Source organism: Micromonospora sp. NBC_01740 (genome assembly GCF_035920365.1).
Taxonomy (GTDB): Bacteria; Actinomycetota; Actinomycetes; order Mycobacteriales; family Micromonosporaceae; genus Micromonospora; species Micromonospora reichwaldensis.
This window is the reverse complement of record NZ_CP109150.1, coordinates 4,842,719-4,860,575: the sequence shown is the minus strand read 5'-3', so window position 1 is coordinate 4,860,575 and position 17,857 is coordinate 4,842,719. Positions and strand designations below refer to the sequence as shown.

Sequence of the window (17,857 nt, the reverse complement as noted above, 5' to 3'; positions counted from 1 at the left end):
CTGGTTGCGGGTCGGCTTCGGTCAGGGACGCTCGGGCAGGTTCCAGGACAGGACGGCGGCGCCGGTGCCCCAGATCGGGCCGTACGAGTGCAGCTGCGCCGGGCCGCTGGCGGCGCCGGTGCCGGCGGCGAACGCGAGGGCCCGGAACTGGCTGTCCGCCTGGGCCTGCCGGGCGTAGTCCTCGCGGATCGCGAGCGCCTCGTCGACCTTGCCGGCGGTGAGCAGGTCGAGTACGCGGGTGTTCCACTGGTCGTGCGCGGGTGTGCCGATGTGGTCCTGGCCCGGTTCGATCCACTGCTGGATCAGTCCTGAGGACAGTCCGCTCACCACGACGACGGCGGCGCGTACGCCGGCCTCGTGGGCGGCGGCGGCACCGGCCCGGCCGACGTCGGCGAGGGTGTCGGCGTCGGCGTACAGGTTGCAGGAGACCTGTGCCCAGCGCAGCTTGCGCTCCGGGTCGAGCAGCGCGGAGGTGACGATGGTCCCGGCGTCGATCGGGAAGCCCTCGTAGCGGGTGCGGCGGGCCTGCTTGCCGTCGGCCTGCACCCGGTCGGCCCACCGCTCGCTGAACTCCACGTCGAAGCGCAGGTCGTAGCGGAGCAGGCCGTAGTCGTAGGCGTACCAGTTCTCGTCGACGTGTTCGCCGCGCGGGTTGGGGTCGCACTGGAACTGGTGGCCGAGGACGGTGAACCACTGGGTGGACAGCAGCAGGACGACGTCGGGCTCCAGCCGGCGCAGGCGCTCGCCCACGTCGCGGGCGGCCGAGGCCAGTGCCGCCCAGCTCGGTGCGGGTTCCTTCGCGAGCAGGTGGGGCATGCCGGGCACGAGTGCGCCGGCGACGATTCCGGTCCGGTCAGCCATGGGGGCTCCCCTCGGGCAGCCACTCGACGACGGCGTTTCCGGTGCCGATGATCGTGCCGTAGCCGAGCACGTCACCGGCGACCTTGGGCCAGCCCATCGCGGCGAGCAGCCAGGTGAGGCTGCCGGCCTTCGTCTCCGACGCGGTCGCCTCGATGTGTTCGGTGATGAGTTCCCGCAGCGGGGCGGTCGGTCCCCGGCGGATCGCTTCGAGCAGTTTCATGTCCCACCGGTACTGGTGGTTGTTGTACGGGTGTTCGCGTTCCATGTCCTCCGGCAGCGCCGGCTCCTCGTGCCAGTGCAGGTGCGACAGGGAGTTGGAGGCGAGCAGCACGGCCCGGCGGCCGGTGGCCTCGACGGCGCGGCGGGTGGCCTCGCCGAGCACCTCCATCTCCTCCAGCGCCGCGTCGGAGTAGAAGTACGGGTTGTTGTTCGCCGACAGGGACACCACGGGGATGTCCCAGGCGGGGTTGGCCAGGTGCAGGGCGCCGATGGTGGCGTAGTCGACGCGTACCCGGGGGTCGCGCATCGCGCGGGTGACGAGGCCGAGGCCGCTGGCCTCCTCGACGATGGCCTCGCCGAGTTCGACGTCGGTGCGGAAGTCGTAGCGGTACCGGAAGAGGTGCGGGAAGATCGGCTCCACGGAGATGCCGCGCGGGTTGGGCGCGCAGTTGACGTGGTGGCCGACCATCGTGATCCAGTGCGGGGCGTGCACGATCAGCACGTCGGGGCGGTGCACCTCCTGGATGCGCTTGCGCAGCCGCTCGTAGGCCCAGCGCAGCGTCTCCCAGCCGCCGGTGGAGCGGGGCTCGTTCTGCGGCGGGTTCTCCGCGTAGATCAGGTGGGGCGGATGTGGGCTGAGGCAGCCGGCGACGATGCCGGCGCGGGCCGGGGCGGCCTGCGGGGCCGGGGCGTTGCCGGCGCCGCCACCCGTGCGGGGCCTGGTGGTCGCCACCGGCACCCGGAAGACCCTGCTCATGACCGCCCCTCCCCGGTGAGGACGCGCACGTACGCGCGGTGCTCGGCGGTGCCGCCGAGGATCTGCATCCCGTCGTCGTCGAGGGCTATCTCGTCGGCGGCGAGCGCGGTGTCGTGGCGCAGCCAGGCCCGCAGTGGTGCCGGGTGCACGCCGTGCAGTTCGACGAGGCTCTCCTCGGCCAGGCCGCTGCCGGGCGCGACGTAGGCCAGCCGGCGCTGGCCGCGCCGGCCGGTGTAGGCGGGCCGGTCGGTGGTGGTGAGGCGCAACCAGCTCCGCTCGTCGCGCAGCCGCTGCCGCAGGTCGGCGGTGGCGGCGCGGTCGGCCTCGCCGTCGCCGTCGAGGACGACGCCGTAGCGCTGGCGGGCCTCCTCGCCGGTCAGATAGTCCTGCCGGACGTCCTCCGCGACGGCGTCGGGCGCGCGGTCCAGCGGGTCGCCCCAGCCGCCCCCGCCGGCGGACTCCATGACCAGTACGTCCCCGGCCCGCATGGGGAAGCCGGCGATCTTGCCGGGGGTGTCGAAGTCGACCCGTCGGCCGTCGGCGCGACGCAGGTGGGTGACCGTCGGGGCGCCCGGGCCGCCGTGGCGCAGCCCGTACGGGGGGACGGTGGTGCGGTCGGTCTGCACCGAGTACGACCCGCCGCTGGCCAGCAGCCGGGTCTCCCGCCGGCTGCCCAGGCCGCCCCGGTGCGTACCGTCTCCGCAGGAGCCGGCGCGCAGCTCGCAGGCCTCGACCAGGATCGGGATCTCGGTCTCCAGTCGCTCGACGGACTGGATGGTGGAGATGTCGCCGAGGTCGACCGGGTTCATCGCGCTGGGACCGTCGGATTCGAGGAATCCGCCGTTGCCGCCGGCCGGGTAGTCGTAGTAGAGGTAGGGCTGGCCGGTGTGCTCGTCCACTCCGCCGATGAGGTTCTGGAAGGTGGTGCCGAACTGGTCGGCGGCGATGAGGTCGGGCGCCACCTGGCTCAACGCGGCCATCACCGCGGAGATGACCCGCTTGCGGACCTCGCTGTGGGCGTTGGCCGGGGCGGGGTAGCTGACGTGCACGACCGTGCCGGGCTCGGTGAGGACCCGCAGGGGCCGGAACGCGCCGTGGTTGACCAGCCCGCCGGGATCGAGGGCGGACTTGACGGCGATGAACACCCCGGCCACGGTCATCGCCCGCGACGAGTTGACCACGGCGGCGACCTGGGTGGAGGAGCCCCGGAAGTCGGCTTCGATCTCGTCGCCGTCGACGGTCAGCCGGCAGCGGACGATCGCGGCGTCGTAGTCGCCGTCGGTGTAGAGGTCGAGGTAGTCCTCGTAGCGGTAGGTGCCGTCGGGCAGCGACCGGATCATGTCGCGCAGCCGCTGCTCGGTGCGGTCCATGTTGGCCGCGACGCAGTCGAGGATCAGCCCGGTGCCCCAGCGGTCGACGAGTTCCTTCAACCGGCGCTGCGCGGTGTGGCACGCGGCGATGCTGGATTCGAGGTCGCCGCGGCGTTCCTCGGCCATCCGGACGTTGGCGAAGAGGATGTCGAAGGCGGCCCGGTTGGGACGGCCCGCCTCGATCAGCTTGATCGGCGGGATCCGCAGCCCCTCCTGGAGGATCTCGGTGGCCTGGCCGGAGACGCTGCCGGGGGTCATGCCGCCGATGTCGGCCCAGTGCATCCGGACGCAGGGGAAGAGGAACAGCTCCCCGTCGACGAAGACCGGGCTGATCAGGGTGACGTCGTTGAGGTGGCTGCCGCCCCGGTACGGGTCGTTGACGATATAGAGGTCTCCGGGGCGCATCTCGGCGGCGAAGTCGGCGAAGATCTCGGCCACCGAGGCGGGCATGGCGATGACGTGTCCCGGCATGTCCCGGCCCTGGGCGACCATCTGCCCCGAGGGGTCGAAGAGTGCGCAGGAGAAGTCCTGGGCGTCGGCGATCACCGGCGAGTGCGCGGTACGGAAGATCGTCTGTCGCATCTCGCGGACGATCGAGATGAGACTTTCGGTGACGACTTCCAGGTCGATCGGATTCACAGTCATGCGGATGCCTCACTGATTTCCGGTGTCGGTCCGTATCTGCCGCCGGAGTGGACCTGGACTGGTCAGGGCGAGTGGACCACCGTGGGTTGAACCACCGTAGAGTGGACCATCATGTGGTCCTAGAGTTATATTATGAAACCTAGCAGCCGGAAAGGCAGGGAAGCAAGATGTCGTACGCCACTGACCCGACGCCCGACGAGGGCGTCGCCCCACGCGAGTCGGGCACCCAGGCGCTGGACCGCGCCCTGGGCGTCCTGCTGGCCTTCCGGGGTGACGCCGTCGAGCGCAAGGTCAGCGACGTCAGCCGCGAACTGGGCCTACACAAGTCCACGGCCAGCCGGCTGTTCCGCGCGCTGGCCGACGCCGGCTTCCTGCAACGCAACGAGGAGAACGGCACCTACCGCCTCGGCGTCGCCGTCTTCGAGCTGGGCGCCCGCTTTCTCGCCGGCATCGACCTGCACGCGCTGGCCCGGCCCCTGCTGCACCAGCTCGCCGAGCACGAGGGCGAGAGCGTCAACCTCGCCGTCCTGGAGGGGTCCGACGCCATCTCGCTCTACGTCGTACAGGGCACCCGCAACGTGCAGCTCGTCAGCCGCCTCGGCCGGCGCATCCCGCTGTGGTGCAGCGCGGCCGGCAAGGCGCTGCTCGTCGACCACGACGACGACGCCCTGCGCGCCCTGCTCGCCACCGTGCCGCTCAGGGCGCTGACCAGCAACACCATCACCGACCTGGACACCTTCGTGGCGCACATGGCCGCCGTGCGGCAGCAGGGCTGGGCCCTGAACGACCAGGAGAGCGAGCACGGGCTGCGGGTGGTGGCCGCCCCCGTACGCGACCGGCACGACCGGGTCACCGCCGCGATCAGCATCTCCGGGCCGATCTTCCGCCTGGACGACACCCGCACCCGCGAACTCGCCGACGCCGCCTGCCGTACCGCCGCCGAGCTGTCCCGGCAGCTCGGCCACGGCTTCGGCGACCGGTGGGGCGACTGACCGCACCGTCAGAAACGCTCCTGCGTGACCTCGGGCAGGACCCGCACGTGCAGCACCCCCGGCCCGGTCACCGGCAGCACCTCGTCGAACGCCGCCTCCGCGCCGGCCTGGTCGGTGACCGTCCAGGCCGGTACGCCCAGGGAGCGCGCCACGGCGGCCAGGTCCCGGGCCGGGAACCGGGCCAGCGCCGGGTCGACCCCGCGCGGGCCGAACTTGCGCACCTCCGCGCCGTAGCCGCCGTCGTCGAGGACCACCAGCAGCACGGGCGCCCCGACCCGGGCCAGGGTGTCCAGCTCCCCGAGGCCGGTGAGCAGGCTGCCGTCGCCCTCGAAGGCGACCACCGGCCGGTCCGGTCGGCCCACGCCGGCCCCGACGGCGTACGGCAGGCCGACGCCGATGCTGCCGAACTCCCAGGGTGCGATGAACGCGCGGTCCACGGCGGACGAGTCGAGCAGAAGGTTGGGCCAGCCGCCGAACTGCCCCACCCCGACCACGGTGGTGCGCCGGACCGGGAGCCGGCGGGCGCAGATCCGGATGAACGCCCGGGGGTCGATCCCCGCCGCCCCCTCGACGAACTCGATGCCGTCGAACGGGTCGGCCGCCACGATCTGCGCGGCCAGGGCGGGGCTGCGCCAGCCCGGGCGCTCGACCGGGTCGAGCCGGGCCGTCACAGCCCGCGCGGTGACCGCCGCGTCCCCGACGATCCCCAGGTCGACGGGCCAGCGCGCCCCCAACGCCCGCGTGTCGGCGTCGACGGCGACCACCCGCGCCGCAGGAAAGAGCGCGCCGTGGTCGGCCGTCCACCGGTTGAGTCCGGCGCCGAAGGTGACCACCAGGTCCGCGTCGGCCAGCACTCGCCGGGTCAGCGGGCGGGCCAGTCCCCCGGCCACCCCCAGGTGGTACGGGTGCCCGGCGAAGAGCCCGGCGGCCAGCACGGTGGTGGCGAGCACCGCGCCGCAGCGGTCGGCGAGGCGGCGTACGTCCTCCGCTGCCGCCTCGGCGCCCCGCCCGGCCAGCAGCACCGGGCGGTGGGCGGCGGCCAGCAGGCCGACCAGCTCGGCGACGGCCTCGTCGGTCGGTGCCGGCGCGGCGGGCCGGTACGCGGCGACGGCCGGCGCGGGCACGGCCTCGGCCGGCACCGGCTCGTCCTGGAGGTCGATGGGAACGTCGAGGACGACGGGGCCGGGCCGTTCGGCGGCGGCCCGGAACGCCAGGCCGACGTCGCGGGCGGCGGTGGCCGGCGCCGTCACGGGCACGAACGCCCCGGCGGTGGCCAGCGCGAACGGCTGCTGCGGGAAGCTCTGCACGTGCAGCGGGTCGCCGGGCGGGGTGTCGCCGGCGATCAGGACCAGCGGCGTGCCGGCCTGCCGGGCGATGGTCAGCGCGGCGCCGGCGACCGCCAGGCCGGGGCCCTGGGTCACGGTGACGACCCCGCACCGGCCGGTGGCGCGGGCCCAGCCGTCGGCCATCATCACCGCGGCGTTCTCGTTGCGGGCGGCCACGAACCGTACGCCGTGGCGCTGCACCAGGTCCGCGACCAGGAACATGTTGGCGTCCCCGAGCAGCCCGAAGATCGTGTCGACCCCGTGCGCCACGATGGCGTCGGCGATCGCCTCGCCGGCCCTCACCGGGGGTCCCGGGCGAGGTAGTCGCCGGCGGGGCGCAGCGCCACGCTCAGCGCGCCAAGGTAGGAGTCGTTGGCGGCCGCCTCGAAGCGGGGCCCGGCCAGGCGGGCGGCCCGCTTGGTCATCGACCGGCCGACCGCGGAGGTGGCCAGCAGCCGCTCGGCGATCCCGGTCGCGGCGTCGGCGAGCCGCCCCGGCTCCACCACCTCGGTCACCAGCCGCAGGTCGCGCAGCTCGTCGGCGGGGATCCGGTCGCCGAGCAGCAGCCAGCGCTTGGCCAGGTCGGCGCCGACGAGGTCGGCGAGGATCGCCATGCCGCTCCAGGTCAGCGGGATGCCGAAGCCCACCTCCGGGAAGGTCGCGAAGCAGGTGTCGGCGGCCACCCGCAGGTCGCTGGCGAGGCCGAGCACCGCCCCGGAGCCGATGGCCGGGCCGTTGAACGCCGCGACGGTGCTCTGCTCCAGCCGGTACCAGCGTTCGACCAGCTCGGCGGTGCGGCGCTGCACCGACATCGTGGCCCGGGCGTCGAGGGTGGCCAGCTCGTGCAGGTCGGTGCCGGCGCAGAACGCGGTGCCGGCGCCGGTCAGCACGACCACCTCGGTCCGGTCGTCGCGGGACAGCTCGTGCAGCACGTCCTCGAAGCGGGCGAGCATCGCCAGGTCGAAGCTGTTGCGCCGGGCGGGCCGGTTCAGCGTCACCCGGGCCAGTCGGCCGTCGCGGTGCAGCAGCACGGATTCGTCGGCACGGTGTGCGGCGGTCATGGCGACTCCGAGTTCAGTAGGGCGCGGTCGACCAGCGCGGCGGCGTGGCCGACGTACGACAGCGGGTCCAGCAGGCCGGCGAGTTCCGTCGCGGGCAGGGCGGCGGCCACCTGCGGGTCGGCGCGCAACGTCTCCGCGAACGGGCGGCCCGCATCGAGGCTGTCGCGGACGATCCGCATGACCAGGTGGTGGGCCTGCTCCCGGCCGAGCGGACCGGCCAGGCGCAGCATCACCGCCTCGGAGAGCACGAGCCCGCCGGTGAGGTCGAGGTTGGCGCGCATCCGGTCGGGGTTGACGCCGAGGTCACCGAAGACGTCGACCAGTCGCTGCATCGCGCCGCCGAGCAGGATGAAGCACTCCGGCAGCAGCTTCCACAGCGTCATCCCGACGCCCATGTCCCGGTCGTCCTGGGCGACCATGGTCTGCAACGCCAGGGGCACCTGGGCCCGCAGGGTGCCGGCGGCGGCGATCACCGCCTCGCAGCGGATCGGGTTGCGCTTGTGGGGCATCGTGCTGCTGCCGACCTGGGTGGAGCGCTGCGACTCGTACGCCTCGCCGACCTCGGTGCGGCCGAGGAAGTAGACCTCCCGGGCCAGCTTCTCGGCGCTGGCCGCGACGAGGCCGAAGACCATCAGGCACTCGGCGAAGCGGTCCTGGGTGGCGTGCCAGGGGGTGTCGGCGACGCCGAGCCCCAGGTCGGCGGCGACCGCCTGCTCCAGCGCGAACGCCTGCGCGCCGTAGCCGGCCATCGTGCCGGCCGCGCCGCCCATGCTGGTCACCAGCAGCCGCTGGCGCAGTTGCCGCAGCCGGACGCGGTGGCGTTGCAGCTCGTCCTGCCACACCGCGCAGCGCAGGCCGAACGTCGTCGGCAGCGCCTGCTGCCCGTGGGTGCGGGCGGCCATCGGGGTGGCCCGATGGCGCAGCGCGAGCCGCCGCAGCGCGCGGACCAGCTCGTCGACCTGCCGCTGCACGATGTCCAGGCCGTCGCGGGCCCGCAGGACGAACCCGGTGTCCATCACGTCCTGCGTGGTGGCGCCGAGGTGGACGTAGCGACCCGCGTCGCCCGGGCAGGCGGCGGTGAGCGCCCGCACCAGCGGCACCAGCGGGTGCACGGTGTCGGCGGCGTCGGCGGCGAGCACCGCCGTGTCGAGCCGCTCGACGCGGGCCGCCTCGGTGATCGCCTGCGCGGCGGCGGACGGGATGATGCCCAGCTTCGCCTGGCCCCGGGCGAGGGCGGCCTCCACGTCGAGCCAGGACTGCATGAGCTGCCGGTCGTTGAAGACCCCGCGCATCTCGGCGTTGCCGAAGAAGCTGGTGACGGTCAGCGAGTCCAGGAAGCACGATCCGAGCTGCATCAGCGTTCCCCCTCCGCGACGAGCAGTTCCCGGGCGGCCCGCCGGTCGACCTTCCCGGACGGCAGCAGCGGCAGGTCGGCGACGGTACGGATCAGGGTCGGCACCTTGTGCCGGGCCAGCCGTTCGGTGGCGGTACGGGTGAGCCGGTCGACGTCGCAGTGCCCACCGGGGACGGTCACGACCAGGGCCGCGATCTCCTCCCCCCAGCGGGCTGACGGCACGCCGAGGACGCACACCCGGGCCACGGCCGGGTCGTCGGCGAGCACCGCCTCGACCTCGGCGGGGTGGACGTTCTCGCCGCCGCGGATGATCAGTTCCTTGATCCGACCGGCCAGGGTGAGGACCCGGTCGTCGGTCAGCGCGCCCAGGTCGCCGGTGCGCAGCCAGCCGTCGCTGGTGATCGTGGCGGCGGTGGTGAACGGGTCGTCGGCGTAGCCGCGGGTGACCGACCTGCCGCGTACCAGCAGCTCCCCGACCTGCCCGGCGGGCAGCGGGGCGCGGGTGGCGGGGTCGACCACGGTGGCCTGAAGAGCCGGCAGGACGCGGCCGACGGTGTCACCGGGCGCGCCGCAGGTCCCGTCGCCGGGGTCCAGGCTGATCGTCGGGCCGGCCTCGGTCTGGCCGTAGACGACCGCCACCCGGTCCAGGCCGAGCACCCGTCGGGTGCGGGTGAGCAGCGCCGGGGTGCACGTGGCGCCGCCGAGGAAACCAACCCGCAGGGACGACAGGTCCCAGCGGCCGGGGTCCCGCTCGACGCGGTCGGTGAGCATCGACGCCATGGTGGGCACGGCCTGCACCACCGTGCACGCGTGCCGCTGGATCTGGTCGAGGACCGGCTCGGTGCGGAACCGGCGGGTGGAGACCCACAGCGCGCCCGTCACCAGCGCCAGCATCGCCCCGCTGCCGAGCCCCGCCGCGTGGGCCAGGGGCAGCGGCGAGGCGATCCGGTCGTCGGCGCGCAGCCCCGCGGCCTCGGCCGTCCAGGCCGCGTTGGCCAGCAGGTTGCCGGCGCTCAGCGACACCATCTTGGCCGGGCCGGTGGAGCCCGAGGTGAACTGGATGTTGCAGGCGGCGTCGGGATCACCCACGGGTGCGGGAACCGGGCCGTCCCAGCCGGGCAGCCGGGCCAGCCCCGCGTGTCCCAGGTCCGCGTCGAGGACGTGCCAGCCGTCCGGGCGCTCGCCGGGCGGCAGCGCCGCCAGGACCCGCGTGACGGTGGACGGGCCGTGCCGGTCGCGGACCCGCTCGGCGGCGTAGAGGCGTCGGGGGCGGCTGCGGGCCAGCGCCGAGGTCAGCTCGGGCCCGGTGAGGCCGGGGTGCAGGGTGGTCAGGGCGGCGCCCCGCCAGGCCGCGGCGGCCAGCAGCACCAGCCAGGCCAGCCCGTTCTCGGCCCAGACCGCGATCCGGTCGCCGCGGCCGACGCCCTGGGCCGCCAGGACGGCGGCGGCCCGGCCGGCGAGGTCGGCGAACTCCCCCGTGGTCACCGGCCGGGCCGGATCGTCGAAGACGTACAGGGCGCGGTCCGGCTGCCGCGCGGCGCGCTCCAGCACAGTGAGGTCGAGGGCTGGCGGAATCACGGATCACTCCTTGGTCAGCAGCAGGTTTCCGTGGTCGTCGACCGTGGCGGCCCATCCGCCGCCGACGACGGTGGTGCTGCCGTTCTCGCGTACGACGGCGGGACCGACGACGGCACAGCCCGGCCCCAGGTCGGCGCGCCGCCACACGGTCGCCTCGACCCAGCCGCCCGGGCGGTAGAGACGGGTCCTGCCGGGCTGCGCCGGGCCGCCGGTCGGGGCGGCGAAGCGGACGGCCGGGCGGGGCCCGAACGCGGTGAGCCGACAGTTGACGATCTCGGCGGGGTGGTCGGAGCGGGTGTAGGCGTAGCGCTCGGCGTAGGCGGCGTGGAAGGCCGCCACCAGCTCGTCGGCGGTGGCCGGCAGCTCGGGCAGGGCGACGGCGAGGTCGAAGCTCTGGCCCCGGAACCGCATGCCGACCGACAGGCCGAAGCTGACCTGGTCGGGCTCCACGTCGTCCTCGGCCTTGAGCTGGGCCAGGGCGGCGTCGCGCAGATCGGCCAGGGCCGCCCGGACGGCCGCCAGGCCGTCGTCGTCGGCCGGCACCAGCACGGTACGGACGTAGTCGTGGCGGGCCTGGGCGGTGACGAAGCCGAGCGCGGAGAAGTTGCCCGGCACCGGCGGAACCAGGACCCGACGGATGCCGAGTTCGTCGGCGAGGTCGGTGGCGTGCATCGGGCCGGCGCCGCCGAAGGGCATCAGCACGAAGTCGCGCGGGTCGTGCCCGCAGGCGACGGAGATCTCCTTGATCGCGCTGGTCATCTTGACCGTGGCGAGGGTGAGGATGCCGTGCGCCAGGTCCAGTTCGTCGAGACCGAACGTGCCGGCCAGCCCGGCCAGGGCGGTGCGGGCCGCGTCGGGGTCGAGCGGCACCTCCCCGCCCAGGCTCTCCTGCGGGTCGAGGTGGCCGACGAGCAGGTGCGCGTCGGTGGTGGTCGGCTCGGTGCCGCCCCGGCCGTACGCGGCCGGGCCGGGGGTCGAGCCGGCGCTGCGCGGCCCGACCCGCAGTTCCCCGCCCCGGTCGCGCCAGGCGATCGAGCCGCCGCCGGCGCCGATCGTGTTGATCTCGACCTGGAAGGTGCGGTTCGGGTAGCCGGCGATCTTCCCGTCGTTGGTCATCAACGGCGCGCCGTTCTTGATCAGGCAGACGTCCGTGCTGGTGCCGCCGATGTCGCAGGTGATGACGTTGGGATAGCCGGCGAGCGAGGCGAGGTGCACGGTGGCCGCGACCCCGCCGGCGGGCCCCGAGAGGGCGAGGTTGATCGGCAGCCGCCCGGCCTCCTCGGTGGAGACGACACCGCCGCTGCTCGTCATGATCGACAGCGGGTGGGCGTACCCGCCGTCGGCGAGGGCGCCGCCGAGCCCGCGCAGGTAGTCGGCGACGGTCGCCCGCACGCTGGCGTTGAGCACGGTGGTGGCGAACCGCTCGTACTCGCCCTGCTCCGGCACCACGTCGGAGGAGACGGTGCAGACCAGGTCGGGGTACCGCTCGGCCAGCCGCCGCGCCGCGGCCCGCTCGTGGGCGGGATTGCGGTACGAGTGCAGCAGGCAGACCGCCACCGCCCGGGGACCGGCGGCGGCCACCCGGTCGAGGGCCTCGTCCAGTTCGTCGGTGTCCAGCGGCCGGACGACGCTGCCGTCGGCGCCGATGCGTTCGCGCAGCACGTGCCGGTGCCGGCGCGCGACGAGCGGCGGCCGGCCGCTCTCCTTGACGCTGTAGAGGCGGGGCCGGTGCCCGAGGCCCATCTCCAGCACGTCCCGGAAGCCCTCGGTGGCCAGGACCGACACCGGCTCGCCGGAGCCTTCGAGCAACGCGTTGGTCACCCGGGTGGTGCCGTGCACGAAGCGGTCGACCGTGTCCAGGCTGACACCGAGCTTGGCGAGGCCCTCGAAGATCGCCGCCGCCGGATCGTGCGGGGTGGAGAGGGTCTTGGCCTCGGCGAGCCGGGCGGTGGCCGGCTCGTAGACGATGACGTCGGTGAAGGTGCCACCGATGTCGACGCCGATGCAGAGCATGGCGAGCCTTTCGGATAGGGGGTGGATGGCGTCGGCGACGGGTCGGGCCGCTAGAAGTTCACGCCGTAGCGGCGCAGGGTCCGTCCCGTGACCAGACGCAGGATCCAGTCGAAGAGGTAGCCGAGCAGGCCCAGGGCGATGATGCCCACGAAGACCCATTCCGTCTTGGCGTAGTTCCGTGCCGTCCAGATCAGCGATCCCAGGCCGCTCTGGGCGGCGACGATCTCGGCGGAGACGATCGTCAGGAACGAGTTGCCCATCGCCAGCCGGGCCCCGGTGACCACGTGCGGCACCGTCGACGGCAGCACGACCGAGACGAGGCTGCGTACGGGGCCGGCGCCGAGCGCGCGGGCCGCCCGCATCCGGATCTCGTTGACCGACAGCACCCCGGCCAGGGTGTTGAGGGCGACGATGAAGACGGTGGTGTAGAAGATCAGCGCCACCTTCGACGCCTCCCCCGGCCCGAGCCAGATGATGGCCAGGGTGACGAAGGCGATCGGCGGCACGAAGCGGAAGAACTGGATGTACGGGTCGAGCATCAGCCGCAGCCAGGGGATGCAGCCCATCAGCAGACCCATCGGCACGCCGACGAGCACGCCGAGCAGCCAGCCGGTGAGGATGCGGGTCGAGGACGCGCTGACCGAGTCCCACAGGGTCCCGTCGCGGACGAGTTCGACCGCGCCGTCGAGGGTGAGCCGCGGCGAGGGCAGGAAGAAGGCCGTGTAGTTGCGGCTGACCAGGTCCCAGATCAGGACGCCGAGCAGCACCGACAGGACCGACAGCCCGATGCGGGTCAGCCGGGGCCAGCGGTTGCGGCGGGGGCCGGCCGACGCCGACGCCCTGGTGCGGTCGGGAACGGTGGGTGCCTCGACTGTCATCGCCCCTCCGTCCGGTCGTCGCCCGCGCCGGGCCGCCCGTCGTGGCCGTCGTCGAGCCCCTGGGCGCGCAGCGTCCGGGCCACCTCGGCGCCGATGTCCTCGCGCAGCTCCCGGAAGAGCGCCGCGCAGGCCGGGTCGGTCAGGTCGCGGGGGCGGGGCAGGTCGCAGCGGTAGTCCTTCTTGATGGCCGCCGACGGTCCCGCGGTCATCGTGACGATCCGGTCGCCGAGCAGGATCGCCTCGCCGATGTCGTGGGTGACGAAGATGATCGTGGCGCCGGTCTCGCGCCAGATCCGGTCGAGTTCGACCTGCATCACGAGCCGGGTCTGGGCGTCCAGCGCCCCGAACGGCTCGTCCATCAGCACGACCGAGGGGTCGTTGGCCAGGACCCGGGCGAGCTGGGCCCGCTGGCGCATGCCGCCGGAGAGCTGCTCGGGGAACCGCTCGGCGCTGTGCGCGAGGCCGACCATCGCCAGGTACCGCTCGACGACCGCCTCGCGCTGGGCCTTCGGCACGCCGCGCATCTGCGGCCCGAAGGCGACGTTCTGGCGTACGGTCAGCCAGGGGAACAGCGCCTCGGCGCTCTGGAAGACCACGCCCCGCGACACGTCGGGCCCGGTCACGGGCTCGCCGCCGCAGGTCACCTCGCCGGCCGCCGGCCGGACGAAGCCGGCGACCGCGTTGAGCAGCGTGGACTTGCCGCAGCCACTCGGGCCGAGTAGGCAGACGAGTTCACCGGCGGCGATGTCGAGGCTCGCGCCGCTGACGGCGACGAACTCGCCGAAGCGGATGTCGACGTCGCTGATACGGATCGGGGAGCCGGCGCGGCTGGCGGGTCGGCCGGCGAAGGTCGTGGCGGGTGCGGTGCCGTCGACTGTCACGCCACCCCCTTGACCATGACGGTCGCCGGGTCCGCCTTCTGGGTGACGATCTTGCTGTCCTGCTGGAACTGGGCGATCTCGCCGTAGCGCTTGAGGTCGTCGTCGGTGAAGTCGCGGACCTGGCACTGGACGCCCTCCAGCAGCGTCTGGGCCTCCTTCGCCGGCACCTTGATGGCCTTCTCGGTGACCGTGCCCGCCTTGGCCGGGTCCTTCGTGAGCTGCTCGCACGCCTGGCCGATGGTCTGGACGACCTTCTTGGCGGTCTCCTTGTTGGCCTCGTACCAGGCGCCGTCGACCCCGATCACCAGGTTGTAGACGTAGCCGATGTCGCCGCTGGTCAGCAGGACCTTGCCGCCGTTGGCGACGCCGCGCGACGGCCACGGCTCCCACATGATGTAGCCGTCCACGTCGCCGCGTTGCAGCAGGGCCGGCATCTCGGCGGGCGAGGCGTTGACGAACTCGACGGACTCCCGGCTGATGCCGCGCGCCGCGAGGACCTTGTTGGTGGCGTACTCGTTGACGGTGCCGGGGACGACGCCGTACTTCTTGATGCCCGACACGTCGTTGACGCCGGAGCGCGCCACGAGCTTGATGAAGCTGGGCGACTGCGAGAAGACGGCCAGACCCTTGATGTCACCCCGGGTGGCACGGTTCAGCAGGCTCGACTCGGTGCTGGCCGTGAACTGGCCCTGCTTGGCCAGGATCGCGTCGAGGCCGCCGGTGCCCTCCTGGAACTGGGTGACGGTGACGTTCAGGCCGTTGGCCCCGAACAACTTCTCCTGGTCGGCGAGGTAGATCGGGGAGTACGCCGGGTCGACGCCGACGCCGAAGTTGACCGCCGCCGACGGGGCCGCCTCGCCGCCACCGGACTCGGTCGGGGTCTGGTTCTCCGCGCATGCCGCAACGGCGGCGGTCACCAGCAGGGCTGCTACCGCAGCTCGCAATGCTCGCATTCTCATGGCTACCCCAGATACCTAGCGGCTCATATTATGGTTACCGTTGCTTAATATGGGACGCTACTGCCGGACGGTGGGCGCAGTCAAGAGATTCGGCCTCACCTTCCTGCAACAGACAGTAGCCGTCGATCATCGCCAGCCGACGGGTCGAACCCGCGACCACAAACCGGGAGTCCGATGAACACGCAGGACAAACGGGCCCATGCCGCCCGGACGCAGCCGCCGCCCACCGCCGAAGCGACCGAGTTGACCACTCTGCGTAGCCAAGGATCCGCTGGCGGCGGCCGGCTTGTCGCGCCGGCGCTCGTCGGACTGCGCACCTCGCTGGAGCGGGCGTGGACCCCGACCGAGACGATCCTCTACGCCCTCGGGGTCGGCGCGGGACAACGCGACCCGGCGGCGGAGCTCCGCTTCACCACCGAAAACTCCAGCGGCCACCCGCAGCGGGTGCTGCCGACCTTCGCCAGCGTGCTGGCCGCCGACCCGCCGCCCCTGGGCGAACTCACCGCGATCCGGCACGCGGAGGAGGCGCTGACCCTGTTCCGCCCGCTGTCACCGGGCGGGCAGGTGCACACCACCGCCGCCGTGACCGCCCTGCACGACCAGGGCAGCGGTGCCCTGGTCGAGCACGTCTCCCGGCTCCACGACCCGGCGGGCACGCTCGTCGGCACCGTACGCCGGGCCATGTACGTCATCGGGGCCGGCGGATTCGGCGGGCGTCGCGCCCGGCCCGCCCGCTGGCAGCCGCCGGCCGACCCACCCGAGCACCGGATCGTCGCCACCGTCCGCCCGGACCAGGCGCTGCTCTACCGGCTCAGCGGGGACCGCAACCCGCTGCACTCCGATCCGGCGGTCGCCGGTCGGGCCGGGCTGCCCCGTCCGATCCTGCACGGCCTGTGCACCTTCGGCTTCGCCGGCCGGCTCCTGCTGCCCCTCGTCGGTGACGACCCGACCCGCGTCCGGCACGTCCGCGTCCGCTTCGCCGCCCCGCTGCACCCGGGCGACACCCTGACGGTGCACGCCTGGCGGCGCCCGTACGGCGTGGTCTTCCGCGCCACCGACGGGACCGGACGGGTCGTCCTGGACCGGGGCGTGCTGGCGGTCTCCGCCCGGTGACCACCCGCCTGTCCGTCCTCCGGTAGCGCCCCGACACGGCGGAGCGGGTCCTACGGGGCCGCCCGGCCGCGGTCGGCGGTCACGCCGTCACGTGCCCGGCGCGCGGAGCCGCTCGATCGCGTCCAGCCTGCGGCGCAGCAGGGCGCGTTCGGGTTCGGTGCCCGCCAGGCCGAGCGCCTCCCGGTACGCCTCGGCGGCGTCGGCGTGCCGGCCGAGGCAGTGCAGCAGGTCGGCCCGGGCGGCCGGGTAGGGGTGGTGGCCCCGCAGCAGCGGCTCGTCGGCCAGCTCGTCCAGCAGCGCCAGTCCCGCCTCCGGGCCGTCGCGCATCGCCACCGCCGCCGCCCGGTTCAGCGCGACGACCGGGGACGGCGCGAGGGCGAGCAGCACGTCGTAGAGCGCGACGATCTGCGGCCAGTCGGTGGTGGCGAGGTCCGCCGCCTCGACGTGCAGGGCGGCGATCGCGGCCTGCACGCCGTACGGGCCGGGCGGGCCGCCGGCCAGCGCGACGGGCACCAGGTCGAGGCCCTCGGCGATCATGCGGCGGTCCCAGCGACCACGGTCCTGCTCGTCGAGCAGCACCAGCTCGTCGTCCGGGCCGGTGCGGGCGTCGCGGCGGGCGTGGATCAGCAGCATGAGCGCGAGCAGCCCGGCGACCTCCCGGCCGGCGGGCAGCAGCCGGCGCAGGATCCGGGCCAGCCGGATGGCCTCCTCGGCGAGGTCGAGCCGCTGCAGGCGCGGGCCCTCGCTGGCCGCGTACCCCTCCGTGAAGATCGAATACACCGCCTGGAGCACGCCCGGCAGCCGCTGCGGCAGCTCCTGCGCGCCGGGCACGCGGAACGGGATCCGGGCCTCGTGGATCTTCTTCTTCGCCCGGGTGATCCGCTTGGCCATCGTCGCCGTCGGCACCAGGAAGGCGCGGGCCACCTCGGGTGTGGTCAGGCCCGCCAGGTAGCGCAGCGTCAGCGCCCCGTGGTCCTCGGCCGCGAGCGCCGGGTGCGCGCAGGTGAAGAAGAGCTGCAACCGCTCGTCCGGCAGCTCACCACCCGGCATCGGGGCGGGGGCGGGCTCCGCCCGGTCCGCCTCCGCCTGGAGGATCGCCAGCCGCGCGGCGAGGGCCTGGTCCCGGCGCAGCCGGTCGACCGCCCGGCGGCGCGCGGTGGTCATCAGCCAGGCGCCGGGCCTGGGCGGAACGCCGTCGACCGGCCACCGGGTCAGCGCCGCCTCGACGGCCTCGGAGGTGACCTCCTCGGCCAGGTCCAGGTCGCCGAAGCGGCGGACGAGGGCCGCCAGCAGCCGGCCGCGTTCCTCACGGAACACGGCCTCCACGACCGCCGCCGGCGCCTCGTCCGTCCCCCCGGTGTCGGCGGGCGCTCCGCCCACCGCGCTCAGCCCCCGAACTCGGCGACCGGCCGGACCACGACGGCGCCGTTCCCGCGCGCGCCGGGGCAGCGCGCCGCCCAGTCGAGCGCGACGTCGAGGTCCGGCACGTCGATCACGTAGAAGCCGCCGAGGATCTCGCGGGTCTCGGCGAACGGCCCGTCCGTGACGGTCCGCCTGCCGTCCTCGCCGACCCGGACGGTGGTGGCGGTGACCAGGTCCGCCAGCGACTCGCCGGAGACCAGGATCCCCGCCTCGCGCACCTGCTTGTCGTACGCCATCCAGTCGCTGACGTCGCAGCCGGCGGCCCCGCCGTCCTCGTCGACCGCACTCGCGTTGATGAGCAACATGTACTTCATGATCCGACTCCCCTCAGTGTCGCGTCGCCGCTGCCGTACCGGGCGACGCCGTACGACATCACTACGGACGGGGGACGGCCGATTGGACAGCCCGCCCGAAGATTCTTTCCCGGTT

The 17,857-nt window shown here is 73.8% G+C and carries 15 protein-coding genes; 2 read left to right on the top strand and 13 right to left on the bottom strand.

What is annotated here, in order from left to right; all coding sequences use genetic code 11:
- Window positions 1–21 precede the first annotated feature (21 nt).
- From OG989_RS21525 to OG989_RS21515, 3 genes are read right to left on the bottom strand one after another with little or no spacing between them, the layout of a single operon-like run.
- Window positions 22–861, bottom strand: a complete 840-nt coding sequence (locus OG989_RS21525; protein ID WP_327028225.1) for a 2-amino-5-chlorophenol 1,6-dioxygenase subunit alpha — start codon at window positions 859–861, stop codon at window positions 22–24.
- Complete coding sequence (locus OG989_RS21520) at window positions 854–1,837, bottom strand: tRNA U-34 5-methylaminomethyl-2-thiouridine biosynthesis protein (protein ID WP_132239083.1); 984 nt, start codon at window positions 1,835–1,837, stop codon at window positions 854–856. The genes OG989_RS21525 and OG989_RS21520 overlap by 8 nt, the downstream gene beginning before the upstream one ends.
- Window positions 1,834–3,852, bottom strand: coding sequence for a hydantoinase B/oxoprolinase family protein (locus tag OG989_RS21515; RefSeq protein ID WP_327028224.1), 2,019 nt, complete (start codon window positions 3,850–3,852; stop codon window positions 1,834–1,836). Before OG989_RS21515 ends, OG989_RS21520 begins: the two co-directional genes overlap by 4 nt.
- Before the next feature lie 167 nt (window positions 3,853–4,019).
- Between OG989_RS21515 and OG989_RS21510 the strand changes: the two genes are divergently transcribed.
- Window positions 4,020–4,844 carry an IclR family transcriptional regulator gene (locus OG989_RS21510; protein WP_151454612.1) on the top strand — a complete coding sequence of 275 codons (825 nt, stop codon included), beginning with the start codon at window positions 4,020–4,022 and terminating at the stop codon, window positions 4,842–4,844.
- A gap of 8 nt (window positions 4,845–4,852) precedes the next feature.
- Here OG989_RS21510 and OG989_RS21505 read toward each other — a convergent pair whose 3' ends face one another.
- From OG989_RS21505 to OG989_RS21470, 8 genes are read right to left on the bottom strand one after another with little or no spacing between them, the layout of a single operon-like run.
- Complete coding sequence (locus OG989_RS21505) at window positions 4,853–6,472, bottom strand: thiamine pyrophosphate-binding protein (RefSeq protein WP_327028223.1); 1,620 nt, start codon at window positions 6,470–6,472, stop codon at window positions 4,853–4,855.
- Window positions 6,469–7,230 carry an enoyl-CoA hydratase/isomerase family protein gene (locus OG989_RS21500; RefSeq protein ID WP_327028222.1) on the bottom strand — a complete coding sequence of 254 codons (762 nt, stop codon included), beginning with the start codon at window positions 7,228–7,230 and terminating at the stop codon, window positions 6,469–6,471. The genes OG989_RS21505 and OG989_RS21500 overlap by 4 nt, the downstream gene beginning before the upstream one ends.
- The gene (gene purB, locus OG989_RS21495) at window positions 7,227–8,585 is read right to left on the bottom strand and encodes an adenylosuccinate lyase (RefSeq protein ID WP_327028221.1); all 1,359 of its coding nucleotides are present in this window, start codon (window positions 8,583–8,585) and stop codon (window positions 7,227–7,229) included. The genes OG989_RS21500 and purB overlap by 4 nt, the downstream gene beginning before the upstream one ends.
- The gene (locus OG989_RS21490; RefSeq protein ID WP_327028220.1) at window positions 8,585–10,162 is read right to left on the bottom strand and encodes a class I adenylate-forming enzyme family protein; all 1,578 of its coding nucleotides are present in this window, start codon (window positions 10,160–10,162) and stop codon (window positions 8,585–8,587) included. The genes purB and OG989_RS21490 overlap by 1 nt, the downstream gene beginning before the upstream one ends.
- 3 nt (window positions 10,163–10,165) lie before the next feature.
- Complete coding sequence (locus OG989_RS21485) at window positions 10,166–12,175, bottom strand: hydantoinase/oxoprolinase family protein (protein WP_327028219.1); 2,010 nt, start codon at window positions 12,173–12,175, stop codon at window positions 10,166–10,168.
- A 50-nt stretch (window positions 12,176–12,225) separates the two neighbouring features.
- A complete protein-coding gene (locus OG989_RS21480) occupies window positions 12,226–13,053 on the bottom strand; it encodes an ABC transporter permease (RefSeq protein WP_151454607.1) in 828 nt (275 codons plus the stop codon).
- On the bottom strand, window positions 13,050–13,934 hold the full coding sequence (locus OG989_RS21475) for an ABC transporter ATP-binding protein (protein WP_327028218.1): 885 nt from the start codon (window positions 13,932–13,934) through the stop codon (window positions 13,050–13,052). Before OG989_RS21475 ends, OG989_RS21480 begins: the two co-directional genes overlap by 4 nt.
- A complete protein-coding gene (locus OG989_RS21470; protein ID WP_225852184.1) occupies window positions 13,931–14,851 on the bottom strand; it encodes an ABC transporter substrate-binding protein in 921 nt (306 codons plus the stop codon). Before OG989_RS21470 ends, OG989_RS21475 begins: the two co-directional genes overlap by 4 nt.
- A gap of 216 nt (window positions 14,852–15,067) precedes the next feature.
- On the opposite strand from OG989_RS21470, the gene OG989_RS21465 reads away from it, so the two are divergent.
- Complete coding sequence (locus OG989_RS21465) at window positions 15,068–16,006, top strand: MaoC/PaaZ C-terminal domain-containing protein (protein WP_327028217.1); 939 nt, start codon at window positions 15,068–15,070, stop codon at window positions 16,004–16,006.
- A gap of 87 nt (window positions 16,007–16,093) precedes the next feature.
- Here the strand turns inward: OG989_RS21465 and OG989_RS21460 are convergent, their stop codons facing one another.
- Complete coding sequence (locus OG989_RS21460) at window positions 16,094–17,386, bottom strand: RNA polymerase sigma factor (RefSeq protein WP_327028216.1); 1,293 nt, start codon at window positions 17,384–17,386, stop codon at window positions 16,094–16,096.
- A 5-nt stretch (window positions 17,387–17,391) separates the two neighbouring features.
- Window positions 17,392–17,742, bottom strand: a complete 351-nt coding sequence (locus OG989_RS21455) for a YciI family protein (protein ID WP_151454603.1) — start codon at window positions 17,740–17,742, stop codon at window positions 17,392–17,394.
- Window positions 17,743–17,857 lie beyond the last annotated feature (115 nt).